The organism is Ruminococcus flavefaciens, assembly GCF_900119075.1.
Lineage (GTDB): Bacteria > Bacillota > Clostridia > Oscillospirales > Ruminococcaceae > Ruminococcus > Ruminococcus flavefaciens_Q.
The window spans coordinates 1-21,851 of the sequence record NZ_FPIP01000005.1 but is presented as its reverse complement, the minus strand read 5'-3'; the positions used below and the strand labels follow the sequence as shown (position 1 = coordinate 21,851).

19 protein-coding genes, 1 rRNA gene and 1 riboswitch are annotated in these 21,851 nt (G+C 47.1%); of the genes, 12 read left to right on the top strand and 8 right to left on the bottom strand.

What is annotated here, in order from left to right; translation table 11 throughout:
- Window positions 1–24 precede the first annotated feature (24 nt).
- From BT105_RS15420 to BT105_RS08670, 4 genes are all read right to left on the bottom strand, one after another.
- Entirely contained in the window at window positions 25–429 is a 405-nt protein-coding gene (locus tag BT105_RS15420) for an EF-Tu/IF-2/RF-3 family GTPase (protein WP_072300355.1), read from the bottom strand.
- A gap of 31 nt (window positions 430–460) precedes the next feature.
- A complete protein-coding gene (rnhA, locus tag BT105_RS08680) occupies window positions 461–901 on the bottom strand; it encodes a ribonuclease HI (RefSeq protein WP_028514022.1) in 441 nt (146 codons plus the stop codon).
- Between the two features lie 229 nt (window positions 902–1,130).
- Window positions 1,131–2,576 (bottom strand): proline--tRNA ligase, encoded by a 1,446-nt coding sequence (gene proS, locus BT105_RS08675; RefSeq protein ID WP_072300354.1) that lies wholly within the window; start codon window positions 2,574–2,576, stop codon window positions 1,131–1,133.
- A 228-nt stretch (window positions 2,577–2,804) separates the two neighbouring features.
- Window positions 2,805–4,901, bottom strand: a complete 2,097-nt coding sequence (locus BT105_RS08670; RefSeq protein WP_072300353.1) for an endo-1,4-beta-xylanase — start codon at window positions 4,899–4,901, stop codon at window positions 2,805–2,807.
- A gap of 852 nt (window positions 4,902–5,753) precedes the next feature.
- Here BT105_RS08670 and rplM point away from each other — a divergent pair.
- Together rplM and rpsI are read left to right on the top strand one after the other, a co-directional pair.
- Window positions 5,754–6,182: a 50S ribosomal protein L13 gene (rplM, locus tag BT105_RS08665; RefSeq protein ID WP_072300352.1), complete on the top strand. Its 429-nt coding sequence runs from the start codon at window positions 5,754–5,756 to the stop codon at window positions 6,180–6,182.
- 16 nt (window positions 6,183–6,198) lie between these two features.
- Entirely contained in the window at window positions 6,199–6,600 is a 402-nt protein-coding gene (gene rpsI, locus BT105_RS08660; protein WP_028514018.1) for a 30S ribosomal protein S9, read from the top strand.
- Between the two features lie 253 nt (window positions 6,601–6,853).
- Here rpsI and BT105_RS08655 read toward each other — a convergent pair whose 3' ends face one another.
- Both BT105_RS08655 and BT105_RS08650 read right to left on the bottom strand, forming a co-directional pair.
- Window positions 6,854–8,137, bottom strand: coding sequence for a bifunctional folylpolyglutamate synthase/dihydrofolate synthase (locus BT105_RS08655; protein ID WP_072300351.1), 1,284 nt, complete (start codon window positions 8,135–8,137; stop codon window positions 6,854–6,856).
- Entirely contained in the window at window positions 8,134–8,706 is a 573-nt protein-coding gene (locus tag BT105_RS08650) for a folate family ECF transporter S component (RefSeq protein WP_072300350.1), read from the bottom strand. Before BT105_RS08650 ends, BT105_RS08655 begins: the two co-directional genes overlap by 4 nt.
- 68 nt (window positions 8,707–8,774) lie before the next feature.
- Window positions 8,775–8,889, bottom strand: a riboswitch (THF riboswitch).
- 248 nt (window positions 8,890–9,137) lie between these two features.
- On the opposite strand from BT105_RS08650, the gene hrcA reads away from it, so the two are divergent.
- The 7 genes from hrcA to BT105_RS08620 all read left to right on the top strand — a co-directional run bounded on the left by hrcA (window position 9,138) and on the right by BT105_RS08620 (window position 15,263).
- Window positions 9,138–10,181 (top strand): heat-inducible transcriptional repressor HrcA, encoded by a 1,044-nt coding sequence (gene hrcA / locus BT105_RS08645; RefSeq protein WP_072300349.1) that lies wholly within the window; start codon window positions 9,138–9,140, stop codon window positions 10,179–10,181.
- A gap of 16 nt (window positions 10,182–10,197) precedes the next feature.
- Window positions 10,198–10,761, top strand: a complete 564-nt coding sequence (grpE, locus tag BT105_RS08640; RefSeq protein WP_072300348.1) for a nucleotide exchange factor GrpE — start codon at window positions 10,198–10,200, stop codon at window positions 10,759–10,761.
- 128 nt (window positions 10,762–10,889) lie between these two features.
- Complete coding sequence (gene dnaK, locus BT105_RS08635; RefSeq protein ID WP_072300347.1) at window positions 10,890–12,761, top strand: molecular chaperone DnaK; 1,872 nt, start codon at window positions 10,890–10,892, stop codon at window positions 12,759–12,761.
- A 2-nt stretch (window positions 12,762–12,763) separates the two neighbouring features.
- Window positions 12,764–12,922, top strand: coding sequence for a hypothetical protein (locus tag BT105_RS15040; RefSeq protein ID WP_164175091.1), 159 nt, complete (start codon window positions 12,764–12,766; stop codon window positions 12,920–12,922).
- A 245-nt stretch (window positions 12,923–13,167) separates the two neighbouring features.
- Window positions 13,168–14,316 carry a molecular chaperone DnaJ gene (dnaJ, locus tag BT105_RS08630; protein ID WP_072300346.1) on the top strand — a complete coding sequence of 383 codons (1,149 nt, stop codon included), beginning with the start codon at window positions 13,168–13,170 and terminating at the stop codon, window positions 14,314–14,316.
- 66 nt (window positions 14,317–14,382) lie between these two features.
- Window positions 14,383–14,778, top strand: coding sequence for a DUF6483 family protein (locus tag BT105_RS08625; protein WP_072300345.1), 396 nt, complete (start codon window positions 14,383–14,385; stop codon window positions 14,776–14,778).
- Between the two features lie 50 nt (window positions 14,779–14,828).
- Window positions 14,829–15,263, top strand: coding sequence for a hypothetical protein (locus tag BT105_RS08620; RefSeq protein ID WP_072300344.1), 435 nt, complete (start codon window positions 14,829–14,831; stop codon window positions 15,261–15,263).
- A gap of 329 nt (window positions 15,264–15,592) precedes the next feature.
- Here BT105_RS08620 and BT105_RS08615 read toward each other — a convergent pair whose 3' ends face one another.
- Window positions 15,593–16,543 carry a DUF805 domain-containing protein gene (locus BT105_RS08615; protein ID WP_072300343.1) on the bottom strand — a complete coding sequence of 317 codons (951 nt, stop codon included), beginning with the start codon at window positions 16,541–16,543 and terminating at the stop codon, window positions 15,593–15,595.
- A gap of 567 nt (window positions 16,544–17,110) precedes the next feature.
- On the opposite strand from BT105_RS08615, the gene BT105_RS08610 reads away from it, so the two are divergent.
- The 3 genes from BT105_RS08610 (at window position 17,111) to BT105_RS08600 (ending at window position 21,618) form a co-directional block, all read left to right on the top strand.
- Window positions 17,111–17,839, top strand: coding sequence for a hypothetical protein (locus BT105_RS08610; protein WP_177243955.1), 729 nt, complete (start codon window positions 17,111–17,113; stop codon window positions 17,837–17,839).
- 21 nt (window positions 17,840–17,860) lie between these two features.
- Entirely contained in the window at window positions 17,861–19,405 is a 1,545-nt protein-coding gene (locus BT105_RS08605) for a diguanylate cyclase domain-containing protein (RefSeq protein WP_072300341.1), read from the top strand.
- A gap of 440 nt (window positions 19,406–19,845) precedes the next feature.
- Window positions 19,846–21,618 carry an ArnT family glycosyltransferase gene (locus BT105_RS08600; protein ID WP_072300340.1) on the top strand — a complete coding sequence of 591 codons (1,773 nt, stop codon included), beginning with the start codon at window positions 19,846–19,848 and terminating at the stop codon, window positions 21,616–21,618.
- Between the two features lie 86 nt (window positions 21,619–21,704).
- On the opposite strand, the gene rrf is transcribed toward BT105_RS08600, so the two are convergent.
- Window positions 21,705–21,821: ribosomal RNA gene (rrf, locus tag BT105_RS08595) — 5S ribosomal RNA — on the bottom strand.
- Window positions 21,822–21,851 lie beyond the last annotated feature (30 nt).

Genomic DNA, 21,851 nt, shown 5'->3' with positions numbered 1-21,851 from the left:
TATTCACTAATCACTAATAACTGATTACTTCTTCTTGATGATATCATTGCGCGATATCTGCTTTCTGTCCACGTCCTTGAGAAGAAAGCCCGCATTTGCGCCCTCGGAAACGCTGTCGCAGACCTTGCGGAACTGCTCTATGCTGACTATTGTCGTGGGGATACCGTCGTTATTGCCGTGAACTATGAGCACCTCGTCGCCTGCGTGAAAAACTCCGCCTGTGACCGTTCCTACGGCAACAGTCCCCCTGCCGCTTATGCTGAAAACATCGCTCACCACGAACTCGGAGTATGTACCCTCGGCAACTCCCGACTGCGGTGTGTAGTATTCCTCGTACTCGCGGAGCTCCTTTTCGTCGTCGGTCATAAAGCCGTTGTCCTTGGGCTCGCGGTTAAAGAGCATATTCTTGATATTGTCTAAAATTCCCATGATATCACTCCCCATTCGGATATTTTTCCCGTTATCTTGCGTGTAAGTCGCGCTGCTCGACTGCAAGGCGGTCACAGCGCTCGTTTTCGGGGTGTCCTGCGTGTCCCTTTACCCAGTTGAAGGTCACATCGTGCTTTTCCAGCAGAGGCAGGAGCTGCTCCCATAAGTCAACGTTCAGGGCAGGCTTTTTGTCGGACTTTATCCAGCCCTTTTTCTTCCAGCCGTACACCCAGCCCTTTGTTACGCTGTCCACAACATATTTGCTGTCGGTGGTGAGTATGACCTTGCAGGGCTCTTTCAGAGCGGAAAGTCCCGTTATAACGCCGAGAAGCTCCATTCTGTTGTTGGTGGTGGCGCTGTCGCCGCCCGAGAGTTCCTTTTCCACGCTGCCGAAGCGGAGCACTACGCCGTAGCCGCCGGGACCGGGATTGCCGCTGCAGGCACCGTCTGTGAATATCTCAACTGTTTTGATAGTTCTCACCTCGTAATATAGCCGTTAGCTTGTTTTAAAAAGGGGCGGCGTTTCGCCGCCCGCTGAAAATGCAAGGAAAATAATGTAGGGGCTGATGCCCACATCAGCCCGACGGTATAATATATATCCAACGGGGCGATGTAGGCATCGCCCCCTACAGTTAGTTATTTGCAGTAAATATGGCATTAGCGGACTGCCAAAGTCAGCCCCTACAAATCTTAGCTCTTAATTAATAAGCCTTGCCCCAGTATACCATGCACTTTGCAGGCTTGCCGCAGCATACGCACTTGTCGCTGAGCTGCTCCTGCTCGAATGGGATACATCTTGAGCCAACGCCTGTCTTTTCCTTGACCTCGTCCTCGCAGGCTTCTTCGCCGCACCACATAGCCTTTACAAAGCCGTCGCCGTGCTCTGCGAGAGCCTTGTTTATCTCGTCGATAGTTGTGCAGGCATATGTTCTGTTTGCGCGGTTCTCAGCAGCCTTGTTGAACATACCCTCGGGTATCTCCTTTTCGAGAAGAGCCTTTACATATACTGCAAGGTCGCCGAGAGCTACGGTCTTCTTCTCGCCGCTGTAACGAACAGCCACGATGCACTGATTCTCCTCGATATCACGGGGACCTATCTCTATACGTACAGGTACGCCCTTCATCTCGTACTCTGCGAACTTCCAGCCGGGTGAGTTCTCGCTGTCGTCAAGCTTTACTCTGATACCTGCTGCCTTGAGCTCGTTAAGGAGCTCGCCAGCCTTGTCAAGAACGCCCTCCTTGTGCTGTGCGATAGGCACGATAACTGCCTGTACAGGAGCTACAGCAGGTGGGAGCACAAGACCGCTGTTGTCGCCGTGAGTCATGATAACTGCGCCGATAAGACGTGTTGTAACGCCCCAGCTTGTCTGGTGAGGATTAACTCTCTTGTTTTCCTTGTCTGTGTATTCAATGCCGAAAGCCTTTGCAAAGCCGTCACCGAAATAGTGTGAAGTACCAGCCTGTAAAGCCTTGCCGTCGTGCATAAGAGCCTCGATAGCGTAGGTAGAAACAGCTCCTGCGAACTTGTCGCTCTCTGTCTTCTTACCCTTGATAACAGGCATTGCAAGGGACTTCTCGCAGAAATCCGCATATACATTCAGCATACGCTCTGTTTCCTCGATCGCCTCCTCAGCAGTAGCGTGGATAGTGTGTCCCTCCTGCCAGAGGAACTCTCTTGAACGGAGGAAAGGACGTGTGGTCTTTTCCCAGCGGACAACGCTTACCCACTGGTTATAGAGCTTTGGAAGGTCTCTGTAGGAATGAACGATATTTGCGTAGTGCTCGCAGAAAAGAGTCTCTGATGTAGGACGTACACAAAGTCTGTCCTCAAGCTTTTCGCTGCCGCCGTGAGTTACCCATGCGACCTCGGGAGCAAAGCCCTCAACGTGGTCCTTTTCCTTCTGGAGAAGGCTCTCAGGGATAAACATAGGCATACATACATTCTCATGTCCCAGCTCCTTGAAAGTAGTATCGAGGATATGCTGCATATTCTCCCAGATAGCATAGCCGTAGGGACGAATTACCATACAGCCCTTAACGCTTGTATATTCAATAAGCTCTGCCTTTTTGCAGATGTCGGTATACCACTGTGCGAAATCCTCGTCCATTGAGGTTATTTCGGATACCAGCTTTTTATCTTTTGCCATAAATATGACCTCTTTCCGTTATATTTCAATAGATACATTAATTATATCATCTATTTTCACTATTGTCAATGAAAAAAGTCCCATAAAAGGACGCCTTTATAGTAATTCGCAGGCAGAGCACTGAATACAGGGGTAATAAAAAGAAAAGGCTGCACAGACAAGCCGTGCAGCCTAAATAAACTATATCATGTAAAGTTCAGCATATTGGATATCATATATAAACAGTTCTTAGTTTGCTTTATCAAGTGAAGCACGCTTGCCGAGGAGATATTCCTGTACTGCAAGTGCGTCGTCTGTTGTAACGCCTGCGCTTGTGCCCTTGATATCAGCGTTTACCCAGCCCTGCTTTGTGATGTGGTGATCGTCCGAGCCCTCCATGCCGTACTTGTTGGGGTTAGCAAGTGCCTGCATTACGATAACAACGTCGCCCATATCGATTCCGTCATCGTCGTTAGCGTCGCCGTACTTCTTTACTTCTGGCATATCGCTTGGAGCTGTTGTAGTAGTTGTTGTTACGTTATCAGGTGTTGATACTGTTGTAGTAGTTGTGCTGTCTGATGTAGTTGTAACTGATGTGGTAGTAGTTGTTGTAGTTGTCTTGCCGCCGCTTGCAATAGTAGTTCTTACAGGATCAGCAGCTGTCTTGCCGTCAACGATAGACTTGAATGCAGGCTTAGCCATGAAGTCCTTGTCGAAGATAAGCGGATTCTGTGAAGCTCTCCAGCTCTTTGGATCGTTGATTCCCCAGAAGATAACTGCGGATATCTTGTCGCTGTACTTCTCATAGAGGTCGAAGAGTCCCTTGTAGTACTTAGCCTGAATATCGAAGTACTTGTCGCCTGAGTGCTCCTGTACTGTAGCGTCAAGCTCTGTTATCTGAACGTCGAGACCGAGGCTTGTGTACTTCTTGAGAGCGTTCTCGTACATACCAAGTGACGGGAATGCTGCGTCAAGGCTCTGTCTTACGTCAAGGTGAGACTGCATACCGATACCGTCGATGTTGCCTGCCTTCTTGAGTCTTTCAGCCATGTCGCATACAGCGTCCATTTTGCCTGTCATGTACTCGTTGAAGTCGTTATAGTAGAGCTTGCAGCCCTTAGGAGCATACTGTCTTGCATACTCGAAAGCGTAGTCGATGAATGAGTTGTCGCCGAATACTGCAACCCAGTCGGAAGCGCCGTAGTTGTTGGACTGTGAGCAGTGACCTGCCTCACGGGGCTTTCCGTCGTCTGTCCATGCCTCGTTTACAACGTCGCAGGCATAGAAGTCAACATCAGGATAAAGCTCTGTAAGTGTTGTGAAGAAGTTCTTGATGTAGTTTTCCATACGCTTCTTCATCTTGTCGGGAGAAACGTAATCCTTCTTCTCGTCGAAATCCTCCTTGAAGAACCACTCAGGAGTCTGGCTGTGCCATACGAGAGTGTGAACTCTTACAGGGATACCGTATTTTCTTGCATAGTTGAGAACAGGCTTAGCCTGTGCAAAGCTTACCTGAGGATTCTCGTCGTCGTTTGTCTCCTCGAGGTACTTAAGAGTAGCTGCCTTGTTGAGAACGTAGTCGGGCTTCATCTGGTTGCCGACTGTGATGCTCTCGCCGAAATGCTTCTGAAGAAGGTCCATAAACGGCTGTGAGGACATATCCTCAGGAGAAAGTGCTGTACCTATCTTGAACTTGTCCTTGTATATCTCGCTGAGCGAAGGAAGATCGGCTTCGATATCAACACGGGGAGCCTCTGTTATCTTTACATCGTCGATGAATATGGACTCCTGTCCGCCCTCGAAGTAAACGTAAACGCCTTCCATACCCTCAGAATAGCTGATAGGAACGTTCTTTATCTCAGCCCAGCTGTTTCCGCCGCCGCTGGTAGCCTGAATGTTCTGCTTGAGGTTTGAGTATGAAGTCTCGCCGTCAACGCTGAACTGGAAGCTAAGAGTTGTATTTGTGTACCACTCACCTCTTACGGAGCAGGAGAAGTAGTACTGCTTGTCAGGCTCAAGGAAGCCGTCCATACGGAATGCAGGACCGTGCCATGTATCGCCTCTCTCTGTAGCGGAGAGTCCGCTGTCGCCGCTCTTTGCAGCGTCCTTGGATATAGCGATAACAGTAGTATCGTCGCCGCCTCTGTTTGACCAGTGCTCGAGGTCTGCCTCGCTCTCGAATCCGCACTCGTAGACTACCTTGCCCTCTTTTTCGTCTGCTGTTTTGCTGCCTGCAAGCTGCACATTTGCAGGAACTGCCGCATTAGCAGCCGAAGCCGCAGCTGAAAGCGCCATTGCTGCACCCATAACGCCAGCTATCAGCTTCTTCATGTGTTTTCCTCTCATTGTTAATTCCTCCAAAAAATAAATTTTTGTGCTTGTATTATATCACATTTGTGCACATATGTCAATGATTACAGGCGATAATCAGCAATAATTGGCAGGATTTCATATATCACAATAAAAATGGTCAGCCACGGCGCGCCGCCGCTCCCTTGCCACGGCAGCGTGACGCTGCACCCTTGCCACGTTGACGCTCGCAAGCTCGCTCACTTCATCTGTTAAACATAATCGTACATCGCTTACGGTAAATATGATGAAAAATAATTAGCCCGTAGGAACGCGCATTACGTATCCGCGGTTTACACTTCAAATGTAAATAGCCAATTGTAGGGGCTGGCGTCCCCGACAGCCCATTTGATTTCGTTGCTATTGTGGGACGTCGAGGACGCCGTCCCCTACATATGGTCATTTCAGGTTGTTTCGTCAGGCACGGGCGCACACTGTGTGCCGCGCTCATTTATTCGTTGTTTTAATGCGGGCGGCGGAACGCCGCCCCTACAGCTAACGGCTAAGGGCTCGGGAGCCCGAGGACGGGCTCCCCTACAACAAAATGCACACAATTCCGTGAAATGTCTCCTCGTTTTTCTACCTCAAAAAGCTGAAATGAAACGTGAGAAAGAGAGAGAAAGAGAGCATAAGTGAGAGATTTCAAGAGAAAACAGGGTATATATTAAAAAAACCCCCAAAAACCTCTTGACATCTCCCACACTATAGTGTATAATAATTCTTGCACTGCGGAGGAACAGGCGTTTTTTCGGGAAGCAAGAGGCAGGTCCTTATGCTTCCTACAGAGGCTCTGCCTCTTGTTTCCGAATTCGCTTTCCGTCCGAAATTTTATTACAGGAGGAAATATTTATGTCAACTACACTGGCAAAACCCGCTGAAGTAAGCCGTACTTGGTATATCCTCGACGCTGAGGGACAGCCCCTCGGTCGTGTTGCTGCTAAGGCTGCTCACATTCTCAGAGGCAAGCACAAGCCCACTTATACTCCCAACGTTGATTGCGGAGACCACGTTATCGTTATCAACTGCGCTAAGGCTGTTCTCACAGGCAGAAAGCTCGAGCAGAAGAAGTACTACTGGCACACAGGCTGGATCGGCGGCCTCAAGTCCATTTCTTACAAGGACATGATGGCTGAGCAGGCTGACAGAGCTATGATGATCGCTGTTAACGGTATGCTCCCTAACAACAGCCTCGGCAGAGCTCAGCTCAAGAGACTCAGAACCTACAAGGACGCTAATCACAAGCAGGAGGCTCAGAAGCCTGTTGCTTACGAGCTTTAATAGGAGGTGCTTTTAAATGTACGAATCAAAGGTTAAATACTATTACGGAACAGGCAGAAGAAAGCACTCCGTAGCAAGAGTAAGAATCTACCCGGGTTCAGGTAATGTTACTATCAACGGCAGAGGCATCGACGATTACTTCGGTCTTGAGACTCTCAAGCTCATCGTTCGTCAGCCACTCGCTGTTACAGACAATGTTGAGAAGTTCGATATCGTTTGCACTGTTGCAGGCGGCGGCGTTACAGGTCAGGCTGGCGCTATCAGACACGGCGTTTCAAGAGCTCTTCTTGAATTCGATCCCGAGCTCCGTCCAACCCTCAAGAAGGCTGGATTCCTCACTCGTGATCCAAGAATGAAGGAGAGAAAGAAGTACGGTCTCAAGGCTGCTCGTCGTGCTCCTCAGTTCTCAAAGAGATAATCAGATTTATCGCTATCAAGTACCTTTGCTATGCAGAGGTACTTTTCTTTTTCATGCTGAGGAGTCCTCGCAGCACAGCTGCTGCGGTCGCCGCTAAAAACAGTCCGCAGGACTGTTTTCTTAACGCGCCGACAGTTCTCAAAGAGATAATTTTATCCCTACTGGGAGAATATCAAAACTATCAAGAACCTTCACTTTTGTGGAGGTTCTTTTCAATCATAAGACAAACAAAAAAGCAGCCGTTAAGGCTGCTTTACTTATTTATAATATCTTTCAATGCGTCCGTGAACTGCTGATACATATACAACGAGCCCAGAGCGATAAGCGGCATATCCTGCTTCTTTGCGTAGTCAAGGGCAGCTCTTGCTCCCTCGGCGTAATCCTCAAAGGGCAATGTGCGCATACCGCGCTCCGTAAGCGCCTGCGCAAGGGACTTACTGTCAAGAGCTCTTGGATTATCGGGCTTTACCGCAAAGGCGGTATCGGTAAGTTCTCCCAGCATATCCGCATACAGACCGTACTCCTTGTCAGCCATGACGCCGATGAGCAGTACGACTTTTTTATCGCCGAAGTATCGGCGGATACTGTCCGCGGCACAGCGTATGCCGTCGGGATTATGAGCACCGTCATATATAATAAGAGGCTCACGACTGATGACCTCGAAGCGCCCGTGCCATTTAACATCGGCAAGTCCCTGACGGACTGCGCTTTCGGGGATATCAATGCCCTCCCTGCGGAGTATCTCGATACAGCTCAGCACATTCACGGCGTTCTCGCGCTGATAGGTGCCGAGAAGCGGTATATGGAGCTTTTCACCCTTATATATCAGCTCCGTGCCGTTTATGGTACAGCTGTCATCAGACCATGAGAACTGCGAATAATCGGGGATAAACAGCTCGCAGCCAAGCTTTTTTGCGGTATCGGCAGCTATTTCGTAGACTTCCTCGCTGTTTCCGCCGAAATAAACAGGTCTGCCCTGTTTGATAATGCCGCATTTGTGGGAGGCTATCTCCGCGATAGTGTCGCCGAGAAAAGCTCCGTGGTCTTTCTGGACGTTGGTTATGACCGATAATACGGGAGCTTTTATAACATTGGTGGAGTCGGTATCTCCGCCCATTCCGCATTCGACTACGGCTATATCGCAGCCCTTACGCACAAAAAGCTCAAAAGCCGCCGCCGTAAGGACTTCAAACTCTGTAGGCTTTTCGTCCATGCTCTCGCATATGGGCGCTATATCGCCGATAATGTCTGCAAAGTCCTGCTCCCCTATCTCCTCGCCGTCAATGCGGAAGCTGTCCGTGACCTTGGTTATGGCAGGAGAAGAGAAACCGCCGACTTTATAGCCTGCGCTTTTCAGCACAGATGTGAGCATGGCTCCGAAAGAGCCCTTGCCGTTTGTGCCTGCAATGTGGACTGTCTTTATCTTATCCTGCGGATTATCCATAAGGCGGAGAAGCTCTGTTATACGGGATAATCCCAGTACGCTGCCGCGCTCGGCAGCCTTTTTCATATAGCCAAGTGCTTCGGTGTAGTTCATTTTCTTCTTACCTTGTCAAGCTCCGACGAGAACGCCTTGTTTTTGAGCATGAGGTAGATGACAGCTGTCTCGACAGCTGCTGTTATAAGGTAGATTGGCACGCGGAGTATCAGCGTCTCAAAGGGTGTGTGATAGTAAGCGTAAAGACCGATAGAGGTTATGAGCATTGAGCCCACAGCGTGAGCGGCAACTGTAGATATAGCTGTCTTGGGCAGAAGCACCTTCTTCATTGGTTTGAGAGCGTAGTGGAACATAAGTCCCGACACAAGACCGATACATGTAGAGCCCAGTGTGATTATGGGATTTATGGAGTATCCCTTGAGGATACAGCCCACTACATCGGCAACAAGTCCCACGACTGCGCCGATAACAGGTCCGAAGAATATACCTGCCATTTGTATTGGCATACCGCCGAAGCCTATACGGATACTGTTTCCAATATTGATAGCACCGAATTTGCCAAGCACAATGCTCATTGCCACAAGAAGTGCGGCAACGATCAGGATCCTTGTGCTGCCGAAAAGTCTGATATCTGACTTTATTGCAGCGCCTTTGTTGTTTACAGCCATAAAAAAATCCTCCTTTTCCTCACTCATACGACAAGAAAAGAAGGCATAGTCTCTTTTATATTGTCCTATGAAGCGGGATGCAAAATACGAACCGTAAGCCTAAGCTTTTCGTTTGACTGACAACTCCCCGTTCAGTCAACACTGGAACACCGCAGGGTGTAACGCACGTATTCTTACTCTTCAAAATATCGCAGTACCTTACTGCACTATCATTATACAGCAGAGAATAGCGTTTGTCAATAGAATAACACACGAAAAAACGCCAGTTTATACTCTTTGTCAATTTGCTCTAAATGCACATACACAGGTGGTAAAAATAGGTCAAAAAGCCGAAAATGTATAAACCCCTTGACAAATCACCATAATAGTGATAAATTATAGTTAGCACTCAAAGAGTTAGAGTGCTAACGAGATTGAAGGGAGTGAGTATCGTGGACGACAGAAAGCTCAGAATACTTGCTGCTGTGGTTGACGAATATGTCAAAACGGGCGAACCCGTCGGCTCGAAATCGATCTCGAAGCTTGAAAATATAAATGTTTCCTCCGCTACTATCAGAAATGATATGGCGGCTCTGGAACAGATGGGCTATCTTGAACAGCCTCACACCTCGGCAGGACGAGTTCCTACATTCAAAGGCTACAGGCTGTACATCGACGAGCTTATGACTCCTCACGATCTTCCCGAAGAAGAGAAGAGAATGCTGGACGAAATGCTGGGTGACAAGGATACTCCCGAGGAGCTCCTTGTACAGAACGCCGCAACAGCCCTCACGGAGATAACTCACTGCGCCGCAGTAGTTACCAACGCTGTTCCGAGATTCTCGGTTATCTCAAAGGTAGAGGTAATACCCACAGGCAAGCGCCTGTATGTGATACTCCTCATAACCTCAAACGGAAGCATTAAAAACAAGGCTTGCAGACTGGAATTCGACCTCAGCCACGAACAGCTGGATTTCTTTACACATTATATAGAGGAAAACCTCAGCGGCGTCTCAGTTGACGACCTCTCTGAGGAAATGTTCGACAAAATGGTAGCGGCGGTAAGCGCCTATATGGTGTCCCTTTCACCGCTGGTAAAGGGCATATGCGAGCTCTCAGAGGACCTGCGTCAGCAGGAGCTCACAGTCAGCGGAAGCGAAAAGCTTCTGTCCTGCGAGGAGCTTGACAAAATGGAAGTCGTGAGATTCATCGAACACAAGGACGGTCTTTCAGAGCTCCTTGAAAACGCATTCAGCGGAATACAGGTAAAGTTCAGTTCTGAAAACGACAGCTTTGCAATAGGCAATTCAAGCCTTATAGTCTCAAAGTACCGCAAGGGCGGCAAGGAGGCAGGCTCTCTCGGAATAATAGGTCCTATGAGAGTCGATTACAAAAAGATAATCCCTTACGTCGAGTACCTGACGCAGAAGATATCTGCTCTCATGGACGGCGACGATGACATTATAAGTGCTCCGTCAGATACACAGGAGCCATAGAAAGGAGCAATGACCGATGGAAGAGAACGAGAAGGACACGGAGCTTCTTGAAGAGCTGGAAGAGGATATGGCAGAAGAAGCTGAGGAAAACTCCGACGAGCTCGATGAAGCTGACGCAGCCAGCGAGTACAACGACTCCGCCGCACAGTTCGCGGATATGGAGGAGGCTCTCGCAGAGGCAAACGACAAGTACCTGAGGTTATTTGCGGAGTACGACAACTACCGCAAGAGAACAGCCAAGGAAAAGACAGAGACATATCAGAACGCTTCCGTTCAGTGTGTTGAGAAGCTTCTCCCCGTGCTTGACAGCTTTGAGAGGTCTCTTGAAGCCGAATGTGCAGACGAGAACTTCAAGAACGGAATGGCGATGATATACAATCAGTTCAAGAACTTCCTTACACAGATGAACGTTACCGAGATAGAAGCTCTCGGGGCGGAATTCGATCCAAACGTACACAACGCAATACAGCAGCTTGACAGCACGGATTACGCAAGCAATCACGTCTGCTCTGTATTCCAGAAGGGCTATATGCTCGGTGATAAGCTTGTAAGACCTGCTATGGTGGCAGTCGCAGTTTAGCGCAAAGCGCTAAACAATTCATAATGCATAATTCATAATTATGCGATCAACACAAGTAAACTACATTCATAATTCAATTATGCATTATGCATTGTGAATTATGAATTAGAAATTAGGAGGAATTTATTATGGGAAAAATCATTGGTATCGATCTTGGTACAACTAACTCTTGCGTAGCTGTTATGGAGGGCGGTAACGCTGTAGTTATCCCCAACAGCGAAGGTGCAAGAACAACTCCTTCCGTTGTAGCTTTCACAAACAACGGCGAGCGTCTCGTAGGTCAGGTGGCTAAGAGACAGGCTATCACAAACCACGACAGAACAGTTTCTTCTATCAAGAGACACATGGGTTCTGATTATAAAGTTGCTATCGACGGCAAGAACTATACTCCTCAGGAGATATCAGCAATGATCCTCCAGAAGCTCAAGGCTGACGCAGAGGCTTACCTCGGCGAGCCTGTAACAGAGGCTGTTATCACAGTTCCTGCTTACTTCACAGACTCACAGAGACAGGCTACTAAGGACGCAGGTCAGATCGCTGGTCTTACTGTTAAGCGTATCATCAACGAGCCTACAGCAGCTGCTCTCTCATACGGTATCGACAAGGAAGAGGAGCAGACCGTTATGGTTTACGACCTCGGCGGCGGTACATTCGATGTATCTATCATTGAAATGGGCGAGGACGTTCAGCAGGTACTTGCTACAGCAGGTAACAACCGTCTCGGCGGCGACGACTTCGACCAGCGTATCATCAACTGGATAGTTGAAGAGTTCAAGAAGACTGAGGGCATCGACCTTTCACAGGATAAGATGGCTGCCCAGAGACTCAAGGACGCTGCTGAAAAGTCCAAGATAGAGCTTTCATCTACAACAACATCAAATATCAACATTCCTTTCATCACTGTTGACGCTTCGGGCACACCTAAGCACCTCGACCTCACACTTACACAGGCTAAGTTCAATGAGCTCACAGCTGACCTCGTTGAGGCTACAATGGGACCTGTAAGACAGGCTCTCAGCGACAGCGGTCTCAACATCTCAGAGATCAACAAGGTGCTCATGGTCGGCGGTTCTTCAAGAATCCCTGCTGTTCAGGAAGCTGTTAAGAAGCTCATCGGCAAGGAGCCATTCAAGGGCATCAACCCTGACGAGTGCGTAGCTCTCGGTGCTGCATATCAGGGCGGCGTTCTCGGCGGCGACGTTAAGAACGGTCTCCTCCTCCTCGATGTTACACCACTTTCACTCGGTATCGAGACAGCAGGCGGCGTTTGCACAAAAATGATCGAAAGAAATACAACTATCCCTACAAAGAAGTCACAGGTATTCTCAACATATGCTGATAATCAGCCTGCTGTTGATATCAATGTACTTCAGGGTGAGCGTGAGTTCGCACGCGACAACAAGCAGCTGGGTACTTTCCGTCTCGACGGTATTGCTCCTGCTCCAAGAGGAATCCCTCAGATCGAAGTAACATTCGATATCGACCAGAACGGTATCGTTCACGTATCCGCTAAGGATCTCGGCACAGGCAAGGAGCAGAACATCACTATCACTTCCTCAACAAATATGTCCAAGGAAGACATCGACAAGGCTGTCAAGGAAGCTGAGCAGTACGCTGCTGAGGATAAGAAGCGCCGTGAGGCTGTTGACAACAAGAACGAGGCTGAGAACCTTGTATTCCAGTGCGAGAAGGCTCTCACAGACTTCGGCGACAAGGTATCTGCTGACGAAAAGTCAAATATCGAGTCCAAGTGCGCTGCACTCAAGTCTGCTATCGAAGCAAACAACGATTCTGAGATAAAGTCTCTCAAGGAAGACCTCCAGAAGGCATTCTATGACCTTTCCGCTAAGGTATACCAGCAGGCAGCTCCTAACGGTGCAGCAGGCGCACAGGGTATTGATCCTTCACAGTTCGCTAACATGGGCGGTGCTGCTGACGCAGGCGCTTCACAGGGCGGAAACGACGACGGAGTAGTTGACGCAGACTTCACTGAGGTTTGATAATGAAGATCAATAAAACTGTAAAAACTATAATCATCATAGCTGCTCTGGCTGCTCTGGCGTATTTCGGACTAAAGTGGTTCGCAGGCTTTGCCAACGACGACTTGGGCGATTACGACGGCGGCAGGGGTAAATATGAGGATTCGATAGAAAACAGTTGATAAGGCTTTTAGGGCGGAAAATCATTCCGCCCTAAAGGTGTATTTACAGGCGCGGTAAAAAACTGCCGTTTTAATGCGTTTATGACGCGAAAAAGGGAGCGGAGGCACTCCGCCGCCCTAAAGTTGTATTTACGCGCGGTAAATTAGTAAGTAGAAAGTAGTAAGTAGAAAGTAGTAATTATTCAAACTTCTGCACACTACTCTCTACTCTCTACTCACTACTCACTAATAAGGAGAATAGATATATGGCTGAAAAAAGAGATTATTATGAGATCCTCGGTATCCAGAAGGGTGCTTCCGAGGAAGAGATAAAAAAAGCCTTCCGTAAAAAGGCAAGAGAAAACCACCCCGACCTTCACCCAGACGATCCGTCTTACGTCGAGAAGTTTCAGGAGATAAACGAGGCTAACGAGGTCCTCTCCGATCCCGAAAAGCGTGCACGCTACGACCAGTTCGGTCATGCAGGCGTTGATCCAAGCTACGGCGGCGGCGCAGGCGGCATGGAGGGATTCGGCGGCTTTGCCGATATGGACGATATCCTCGGCAGTATCTTCGGCGGCTTTGGCTTCGGCGGCGGCTCAAAGCGCTCCAACGCAAACGCTCCCAGAAGAGGTGCGGATATACAGGATACTGTTTCCATCACCTTTATGGAAGCCTGCACAGGCAAAAAGCAGGATATCAAGGTAAACCGTATGTGTGTATGCGACAGCTGTAAGGGCTCGGGCGCAGAACCCGGTACTCAGCCCGATATCTGTCCCGACTGTCAGGGCAGAGGCTCTATCAAGGCTACTCAGCGTACTCCGTTCGGCGCTATATCCTCAACAAAACCATGTCCGCACTGCGGCGGTAAGGGCAAGATAATCAAGAGCCCATGCAATAAGTGCCGCGGCGTAGGCCGTATCAGAGTACAGAAGAACGTTTCCATTGATATCCCTGCAGGTATCGACGACGGACAGACACTGCGCGTAGGCGGTCAGGGCGACTGCGGAGTAAACGGCGGTCCTAACGGCGACCTCCTCGTTGGTATCAACGTAAAGTCCCACCCTATCTTCAGACGCGAGGGCTTCGACATACACTGCGATATCCCAGTTACTTACATGGAAGCTGTTCTCGGCGCCGAGATAACCGTACCTACTATCGACGGCGACGTTAAGTACACCATAGCCGAGGGCACTCAGACAGGCACTATCTTCCGCTTAAAGGGCAAGGGCGTTCAGAGACTTCACCGCACAGACCGCGGCAATCAGTACGTAAAGATATACGTTGAGGTCCCCAAGAACCTTTCCAAGAAGCAGAAAGACCTGCTGAAGGAGTTCGAGGCTTCACTTACAGAGAAAAACTACGCTAAGCGCCAGAGCTTCTTTGAAAAGCTCCGCTCAAAACTGGATTTTTGACAACCGATACAGACCTGTTGCAGACAGCGCAGCAGGTCTGTTTTTATACCGGAAGGAGGCTTATTTATGTACGAAGAAGATTTCATCATGCGGCAGATAAGGGAAATAACCGCAGTTATTGCAAAGGTGCTTTTGGGAAAAAAGGCTGACTCCATGACGCTCATGCTTCATCAGCGCGAAAGACAGAAGGTCGAGTTCCTTGCCGACAAGGTAAAAGACGGCGAGATTCAGGACGCTGTCGACGAACTGAACAGGCTTGCCGACAACAACACTAAGGAAAACCTTATGATAGGTCTTGAGTTCTATAATCAGCTCTGCGAACTGGACGAGGACTTCTTCGTCGAAAATGGATACAGCCTCGTAAAGGCTCGTGAGGATTTTGAAAGCTTTGCTGAGAAATTCGGCTTGGAGCAGATGACGGAGCTTTATTTCGGAAAAAAAGCAGAAAACAGCAATAAATAAGTATAAAACCTCCCCAAGCGGTCATAATATCCGCAAAGGGAGGTGTTTTTATGGTAGAACAGGACACTATAAAGCTGCTTCGTGAGTGCGACGCAGGAGTAAAAATGGGTATATCCTCTATCGGGGACGTCCTCGGCTACGTCAGCAGCCACGACCTGAAAAGAGTATTACAGGACAGCTCTGAGGAGCACGACGGCTTGAAAGCAGACTTGCAGGGGCTTCTCGGTGAATATCACGACGAGGGCAAGGAGCCTGCGGCTATGGCTAAGGGTATGTCATGGGTAAAGACCAATGTAAAGCTGACAATGAACGAATCTGACAGCACCGTCGCAGACCTTATCACCGACGGCTGCAATATGGGAGTAAAGTCCCTGAGCCGCTATCTCAACAAGTATCAGGCGGCAGATGAGCGCTCAAAGGATATCGCAAAGCGCATAATCAGCGCCGAGGAAAGGCTCTGTACCGACGTAAGGGCGTATCTGTAGAATGGGCGTACTGCGCGAATTAAAAAGGGATTCCGAGTAACCGCAACACTTATATAGAAGCTTACAGTTAATTATGGGGGAAACCTTTCTGAGGAAAGGTTCTCCCCCATACCCCTTTCCAAAGACTTTTATCTGGTTTTTTCGCAGATAGGGCGCTTCTTAAATAAAAAAAGACCTGCAAAAATGCAGGTGCGCCCTATCTGTGAAAAAACAAAACTAAAGTTTTAGGGAGAGAGTTTGAGAGAAGCCCCTTTTTCAAAAGGGGTTCTCTCAATAATAATTATAAAACTTCTATATGAGTATCATGGTTATTCGGAATCCCTTTGGATTTATCTCATCATTGTTGGCTTTGCAGGAGCCCCCCATTTGTTATATACCACACTTGGCTGACACCAGAATATGATGTTTACGATAAGTCCTGCAAGTGCTAACGGCGAGCAAAGGCAGGTAAGACCTGTTGAGAATTCGGAGCTGATACCCGGAATAAGTCTCAAATAGCTTGGGATACTTCCTGCTAACAGCATAAGGAACCACCAGCCTGAATGACCTGCGTCGTGAAGTCTTCTTACAGCTGCCGACCAGTACGGTATTGAAAGTGCCATACTTATGATATAGAAAATAATCATCGGGAAAAACATTTCTTTCAGCAATTTTTCCTCTGACATGAACATATCTATATTGCCCGATTTCATCTTAGGAATGAAAGAAGCTGACAATACGACTACCATGATTATTCCCATTACAACACCGATAATGAAGTTGAACAGGAATCCCCACCAGAATTCGCTTCTTGTAGAGCGCCCCTTGAAGTTGGCGTAGTTCTTGAAGTAAAGCTTGATAGCCTCTCCGAAGCCTACATACTTAGGACTTCCGTCACCCTCGTTGAATTCGCCGTAGTGGTCAAAGCCGTAGATAGGTCCCTGATACATATTGGGCTGACCGTAGCCGTTAGGCTGTCCATAGCCGTTAGGCTGACCATAGCCATTAGGCTGTCCATAGCCGTTAGGCTGACCGTAACCGTTGGACTGTCCGTAACCGTTGGACTGTCCGTAATTGTTAGACTGGCTGTAGCCTGTTGGCTGTCCGTAGTTGTTGGACTGGCTGTAGTTGTCAGGCTGAACTGCCGAAGTCTCTGCGGCGTCTGTCTGCGTATCTGCTGTTGGTACGGGAACTGCAGAAATATCGTCCATTGCCCCCGACGCTATTTCCAGTGACGCACCGCAGTTTTCGCAGTAGTTGTCGCCTTCCTTGTTTTCATAGTTGCAGTATCTGCATTTCATGTGTTTTCCTCCTTATATCATGATGTTATTATTTTAGCAAAAAAATATTTTCTTGTCAATATATCAAATATTATGTTTTTGTAAATTGTTGCATAGTTAGACGCTTTGCCCTCCGTAATGATATACAGCCATGTTTTTATACCCATATGGAAGTAACAATGCTGATTTAACAATAAATTACTGCCCGTTTATGAATTTTGGTGTGTTATTTTTCTATAGTTAATCGTAAAATATACCCGATGTAAAATCATTAATCCTTTTTCCTTGTAGAATATGAACTGATAGTATATTTTTCATATTTTCTTATTATATGCCTTAAACTCCTGTAATTAGCCTTTTGCTTTCAACATTTACTGCTCATTTGGTGAAATCACAATTTTTTAAACATAATATGTATAACAATTATCCACCTTTTCTATATTTTTTCAGTTGAAATATACATACAAAAAGTGTATAATTTTAGTATAACAAGGTTGCAGCTTCAGGAGCTTTCGACAGAACCGATATATGGATTATGGGGTTTCTCGCACGGTATTTACTCGTAAAACTCAGCAGCAAGCTGCTTCAATGAATAGAGGTGAAACAGAAATGAATTCAGAAGCTATCTTCAACGTTGCTCATTCAACAGCGATACGATTACTCGAATCAGGCGCTTTCATATCCCCTGCTGACACGGTCTGCACTATCCAATCCGCCTCAGGAAGATTATACACAGGCATAAGCCGTCAGGATATGAACAGCGCTATCCACGCAGAGATCGACGCAGTACAGAATATGCTTGCCGCAGGAGAAAACATCATAGAGGCTATGCTGCTTTTAAATACGCAAAGCAGGACTCCTATGCTCCCATGCAACAACTGTATCGGCTATATCATGTCCCTTGCACCTGCTAACGCAAACTGCATGATAATGATGCCTGACAGAATGATAAGCATATCGGAGGTCGGTATGTTTGCCGCTCCTATGGGAAATATGCCCGAGCCTGCAAGATACGGCGGTCATGCTCCCGCTGCTCCGCAGCCGCAGTATACCGCTCATGCAAAGGCTTCTCCGATAACTATGGCTCAACCCTCTGCCAGCAACACGGCAGCGCCCCCTTTAGCCGCAGCTCCTTTCTCGGAGTCTCATATCGAGTCCACCTCGGTATCTATGGATACCAATACAGCCAATGCTAAAGGAGATCTCCTAAAGAACAGAGTCAGCAGTCTGCTGAAGGTCGCAGAAGAACCCGAAACAGACGAATTTCTCGACAGTCTGCCGTCACCGAAGAAGCGCTTTGGCTTCTTCAGGAAGTAATTCAGGGAGGTATTAAAAGAAATGAAAGGTCAAAAGAAAGTATCAACAGTCGCGTTGATCCTCATAATCCAGCTTATCATTATGATAGCTCTTTCACTTGGAATTACTAAGACAATAAGCTCTACAACACGAAAAGATTCTATCGACCATATGCAGACCATTACCAATGAGCGTGCTCATATCATTCAGACTTATGTGGAGAACGCAGAAAAAACACTCACCTACTTCAGTAATGCAGAGGCTGTAAAGAATATCCTGCTCGATCCCGATAATGATAAATATGTAGCAGCAGCTCAGAAGTACACTGAGGAGTACTCAGCGGATATCGGACTTGCAAACGTTGAAGGTCTTTGGATAGGTACATGGGATACACACTGTATAGCCCATACAAATCCCCAGACTGTCGGAATCCAGACAAGAAAAGACGAAAGCAAGCAGAAAGAGCTTCAGGACGCTCTTCTCCGCGCAGGCAACGGCGTCTATAACACGGGAATCATCATTTCACCTGCTTCAGGTAAGCAGATCGTATCCATGTATCAGGCGGTATATAACGACAACGGTGAGCCTATAGGCTTCGTCGGTCTCGGAATATTCACCGAACAGCTCGTTCAGACTCTTGACAATCTGGAAATCAAGGGTATCAATGATTCTTCCTATACTATGATAAATGTTAATGATAACAAGTATATCTTTAACAAGGATCCCGATCAGGTAGGTAAAGTCGCAACAAACAAAAACATCCTCAAAATATGTCGTGAGCTCAGCTCCGAAAAAAGCGGCAATACCGAAGGTTCATTCCAGTATAAGGACAAAGAAACGGGTACAAAGTATATCTCTATCTACTCTTATATGTCAAAGTATAACTGGATACTCATGCTGAATGATACAAAGGAAGAGGTATATGCACTTTCACACACAATGCGCTGGTATATGGCATTATTTGCAATTGCCATCGTAGTCCTCACCCTTATCTTCGCTTACCTCAACAATAAGCAGGAAAAGGCGAACCAGAAGCTTGCTTCAACTATCATCAAGAACAACAAGACCAAGGAATCCCTCTATACAGCCATGTTCAAGGACGTTCTCACCGATGTGAACAACAGAATATCCTTCTCTATGGACTTTGAAGAGGTCAATTCTCCGCCGTCGAACCCGTACTACTTCGTAATGTTCAATATCGCAAACTTCAGCGATATCAACTCACGCTACGGAAACGATATCGGCGACTGGCTGCTTGTCAGAACTGTTGACATTATCAATCAGGTATTCAAGAACTGCAAGATCTACCGTACAGGCTCTGATGAATTCGTTATCGCTATGCAGGTCAATGAAAAAGACAGAAAGCAGAACGACATCATTGAGGACGCAGCCGACGCTTACAAGAGACTTACAGCCGCCCAGACAACCCCTGCTGGAAAGATCAACTTCGGCTTTAAGTCTGCTGTTGCAAGAAAGTCAGGCAAGGTCAATTCATCGGTCATCACAGTTCTCAAGGATATGATAAATAAGGACGTGCAGGCAAACTTCGGTCATATCAACTATACAGATATGGACGCAAACGAATAAAAAACTGCCGATAACCATGATACTCATGTAGAAGTTATAGTTAATTATGGGGGAAACCTTTCTGAGGAAAGGTTCTCCCCCATACCCCTTTCCAAAGACTTTTATCTGGTTTTTTCGCAGATAGGGCGCTCCATAAATAAAAAAGACCTACAAAATGCAGGTGCGCCCTATCTGTGAAAAAACAAAACGAAAGTTTTAGGGAGAGAGTTTGAGAGAAGCCCCTTTTTCAAAAGGGGTTCTCTCAATAATAAATTATAAAACTTCTATATAAGTGTTGTGGTTACTCGGCAGCCTTTTTTATCATACAGTATCACGGGCGCCGAAACGGCGCCCCTACAGGTTTTTTACATCTTTTTTTGCTGTCTTTCGCCTTAATTATTGCTATTTTGTCCCTTTTATGATAAAATATATTAAAAAGCAATCATTAAAAGGAGAACAAAATGAATAGTCCCACACGTATTTCCGAAAAGAAAAACACAGGAAACAATTCCGTTTTATCAGGACTTTTCGGGATACTCACAGCACACCCTTATATTTCAGCATTTCTGATATGTATCATCTGCACCATGCCGTTCTGCGCATCAAGCAGAAACATATCGTCGGTATTTGTTATTATAATGTTTTTCCTCTACTGCATTTCGTCAGGTCTTATCGTACCGCGGATATGCAGCAGGTATAAGCTGAAAAATCCCCTGCCTGTAATACTCACCCTTGCAGTTTCAGCAGTGGGAGCTCCCGTTTTTCTGTATTTCCGAAATCAGGAGAACAAACTGCTGTTTTTATTCGCCTATGGCTGCATACTGCTGGCAGCTTATTATTTTGCCTTTTATACGAAAAAGCTGTCACGACACTTCAATGCGCTGCTCATAATGAGCATGGGCTTTATGGTGAAGCTGTGCTACGTCCTCGGAACGTCCATAAGTGAGCGACAGCATGATGTGAGCTGGTTCGAGCCCTCAAAAGAAGTCACTCCCGGACACCTTGGATATATTTCCTATCTCTGCTACAATCATCACCTTTACGACGGAGATTACAGGCAGGTTTTCCAGTACTGCCATCCACCGCTGCACCACTCACTGTGCGCAGTGTGGATAGGCTTTCTGAACCGCGTTCTGGGCGTTGATATCGGAAATGCCGTAGAATCGGCACAGGTGCTGCCGCTGTTTTACTCCGTGACAATAATAATAACAGCGTATAAAATATTCAGGTACTTCAAGCTTGACGGCAAAGCGCTTTATATCTCTCTTATAATTACTTCATTCCACCCGTGCTTCACCTACCTTAGCGCTTTCATGAACAACGATCCGCTTACATGGGCTCTGACAATGGGAGCCGTATACTGTACCCTGCAATGGTACAAAGCCCCTACAATGGCAAATATTATCAAAATAGCGCTATGTCTTGGACTGGGAATGATGACCAAGCTGTCAGCGGCTCTGGCGGCATTTCCAATCGCATTTGTTTTCATCGTTGTATTTTTCCGCAGCTTCAAGACTATATGGAAAAAGCTGCTCGGACAATTCGCCGCATTTCTGGCTATATGCTTCCCACTGGGAATGTGGTTCCCCATCAGAGGACTTGTACGCTGGGGGATCCCCCTTACATACGTTCAGGAGCTCCCCGAAATGGATCAAACCATTAAAGGCATAACATTCTGGGAGCGAATCACTGATTTTTCATTAAAGCAAGTTCAGAACGTCTATGAAAACTGGCTGTGGCGCGATGAAGTTGGAGATCCTCAGGGCTTCAACGAGCATAATCCGCTGATAGCCATACTGAAAAACTCTATTTTCGGTGAATTCATCAACGGAAACAACTTCCCTGATATGGAATACATGGATACGGTCTGCAAGATATTGTTCTGGATCGGAGTTTTTATAGCCGCAGCCGCATTCGCAAGCATGATCGTCTGTCTTTTCAAGAAAACCGAAGCAGACAGGATACAAAAGGGATTTCTGGTGTTCTTCCACCTTGTTCTGATGATAAATCTGTACACTCTTTCAAAGAATTACCCTATGGTTTGCAGCATGAATTTCCGCTATCTTATGCCCACTGTAATAACAGGAACACTGTTCCTTGGATTTACTGTGACCAAGCTGGAAAACAGCAAAAAAGCCCCTGTAAAGGCGCTCAGAGTGACTCTGTACTATGTCGTGACAGCATTTGCAGCGTTATCGACCTACGTCTATATGGTAGTCGCCTCGTCAATGTAATAAAAAAAGAGCAGCATATGCTGCTCTTTCTTATTATAATAGAAAATATGCAAAACAAAAAGGACTGCAATAGCAGTCCTTTAAAGTGTCGGCACTGATTTAGTTTCCCGGGCCGTCGCCAGCCAAGTATCGTCAACGCGAATGAGCTTAACTTCCGTGTTCGGAATGGGAACGGGTGTGACCTCATTGCCATAAGCACCGACTATTTATTGAAGTTTTGAAACGAATAAAGC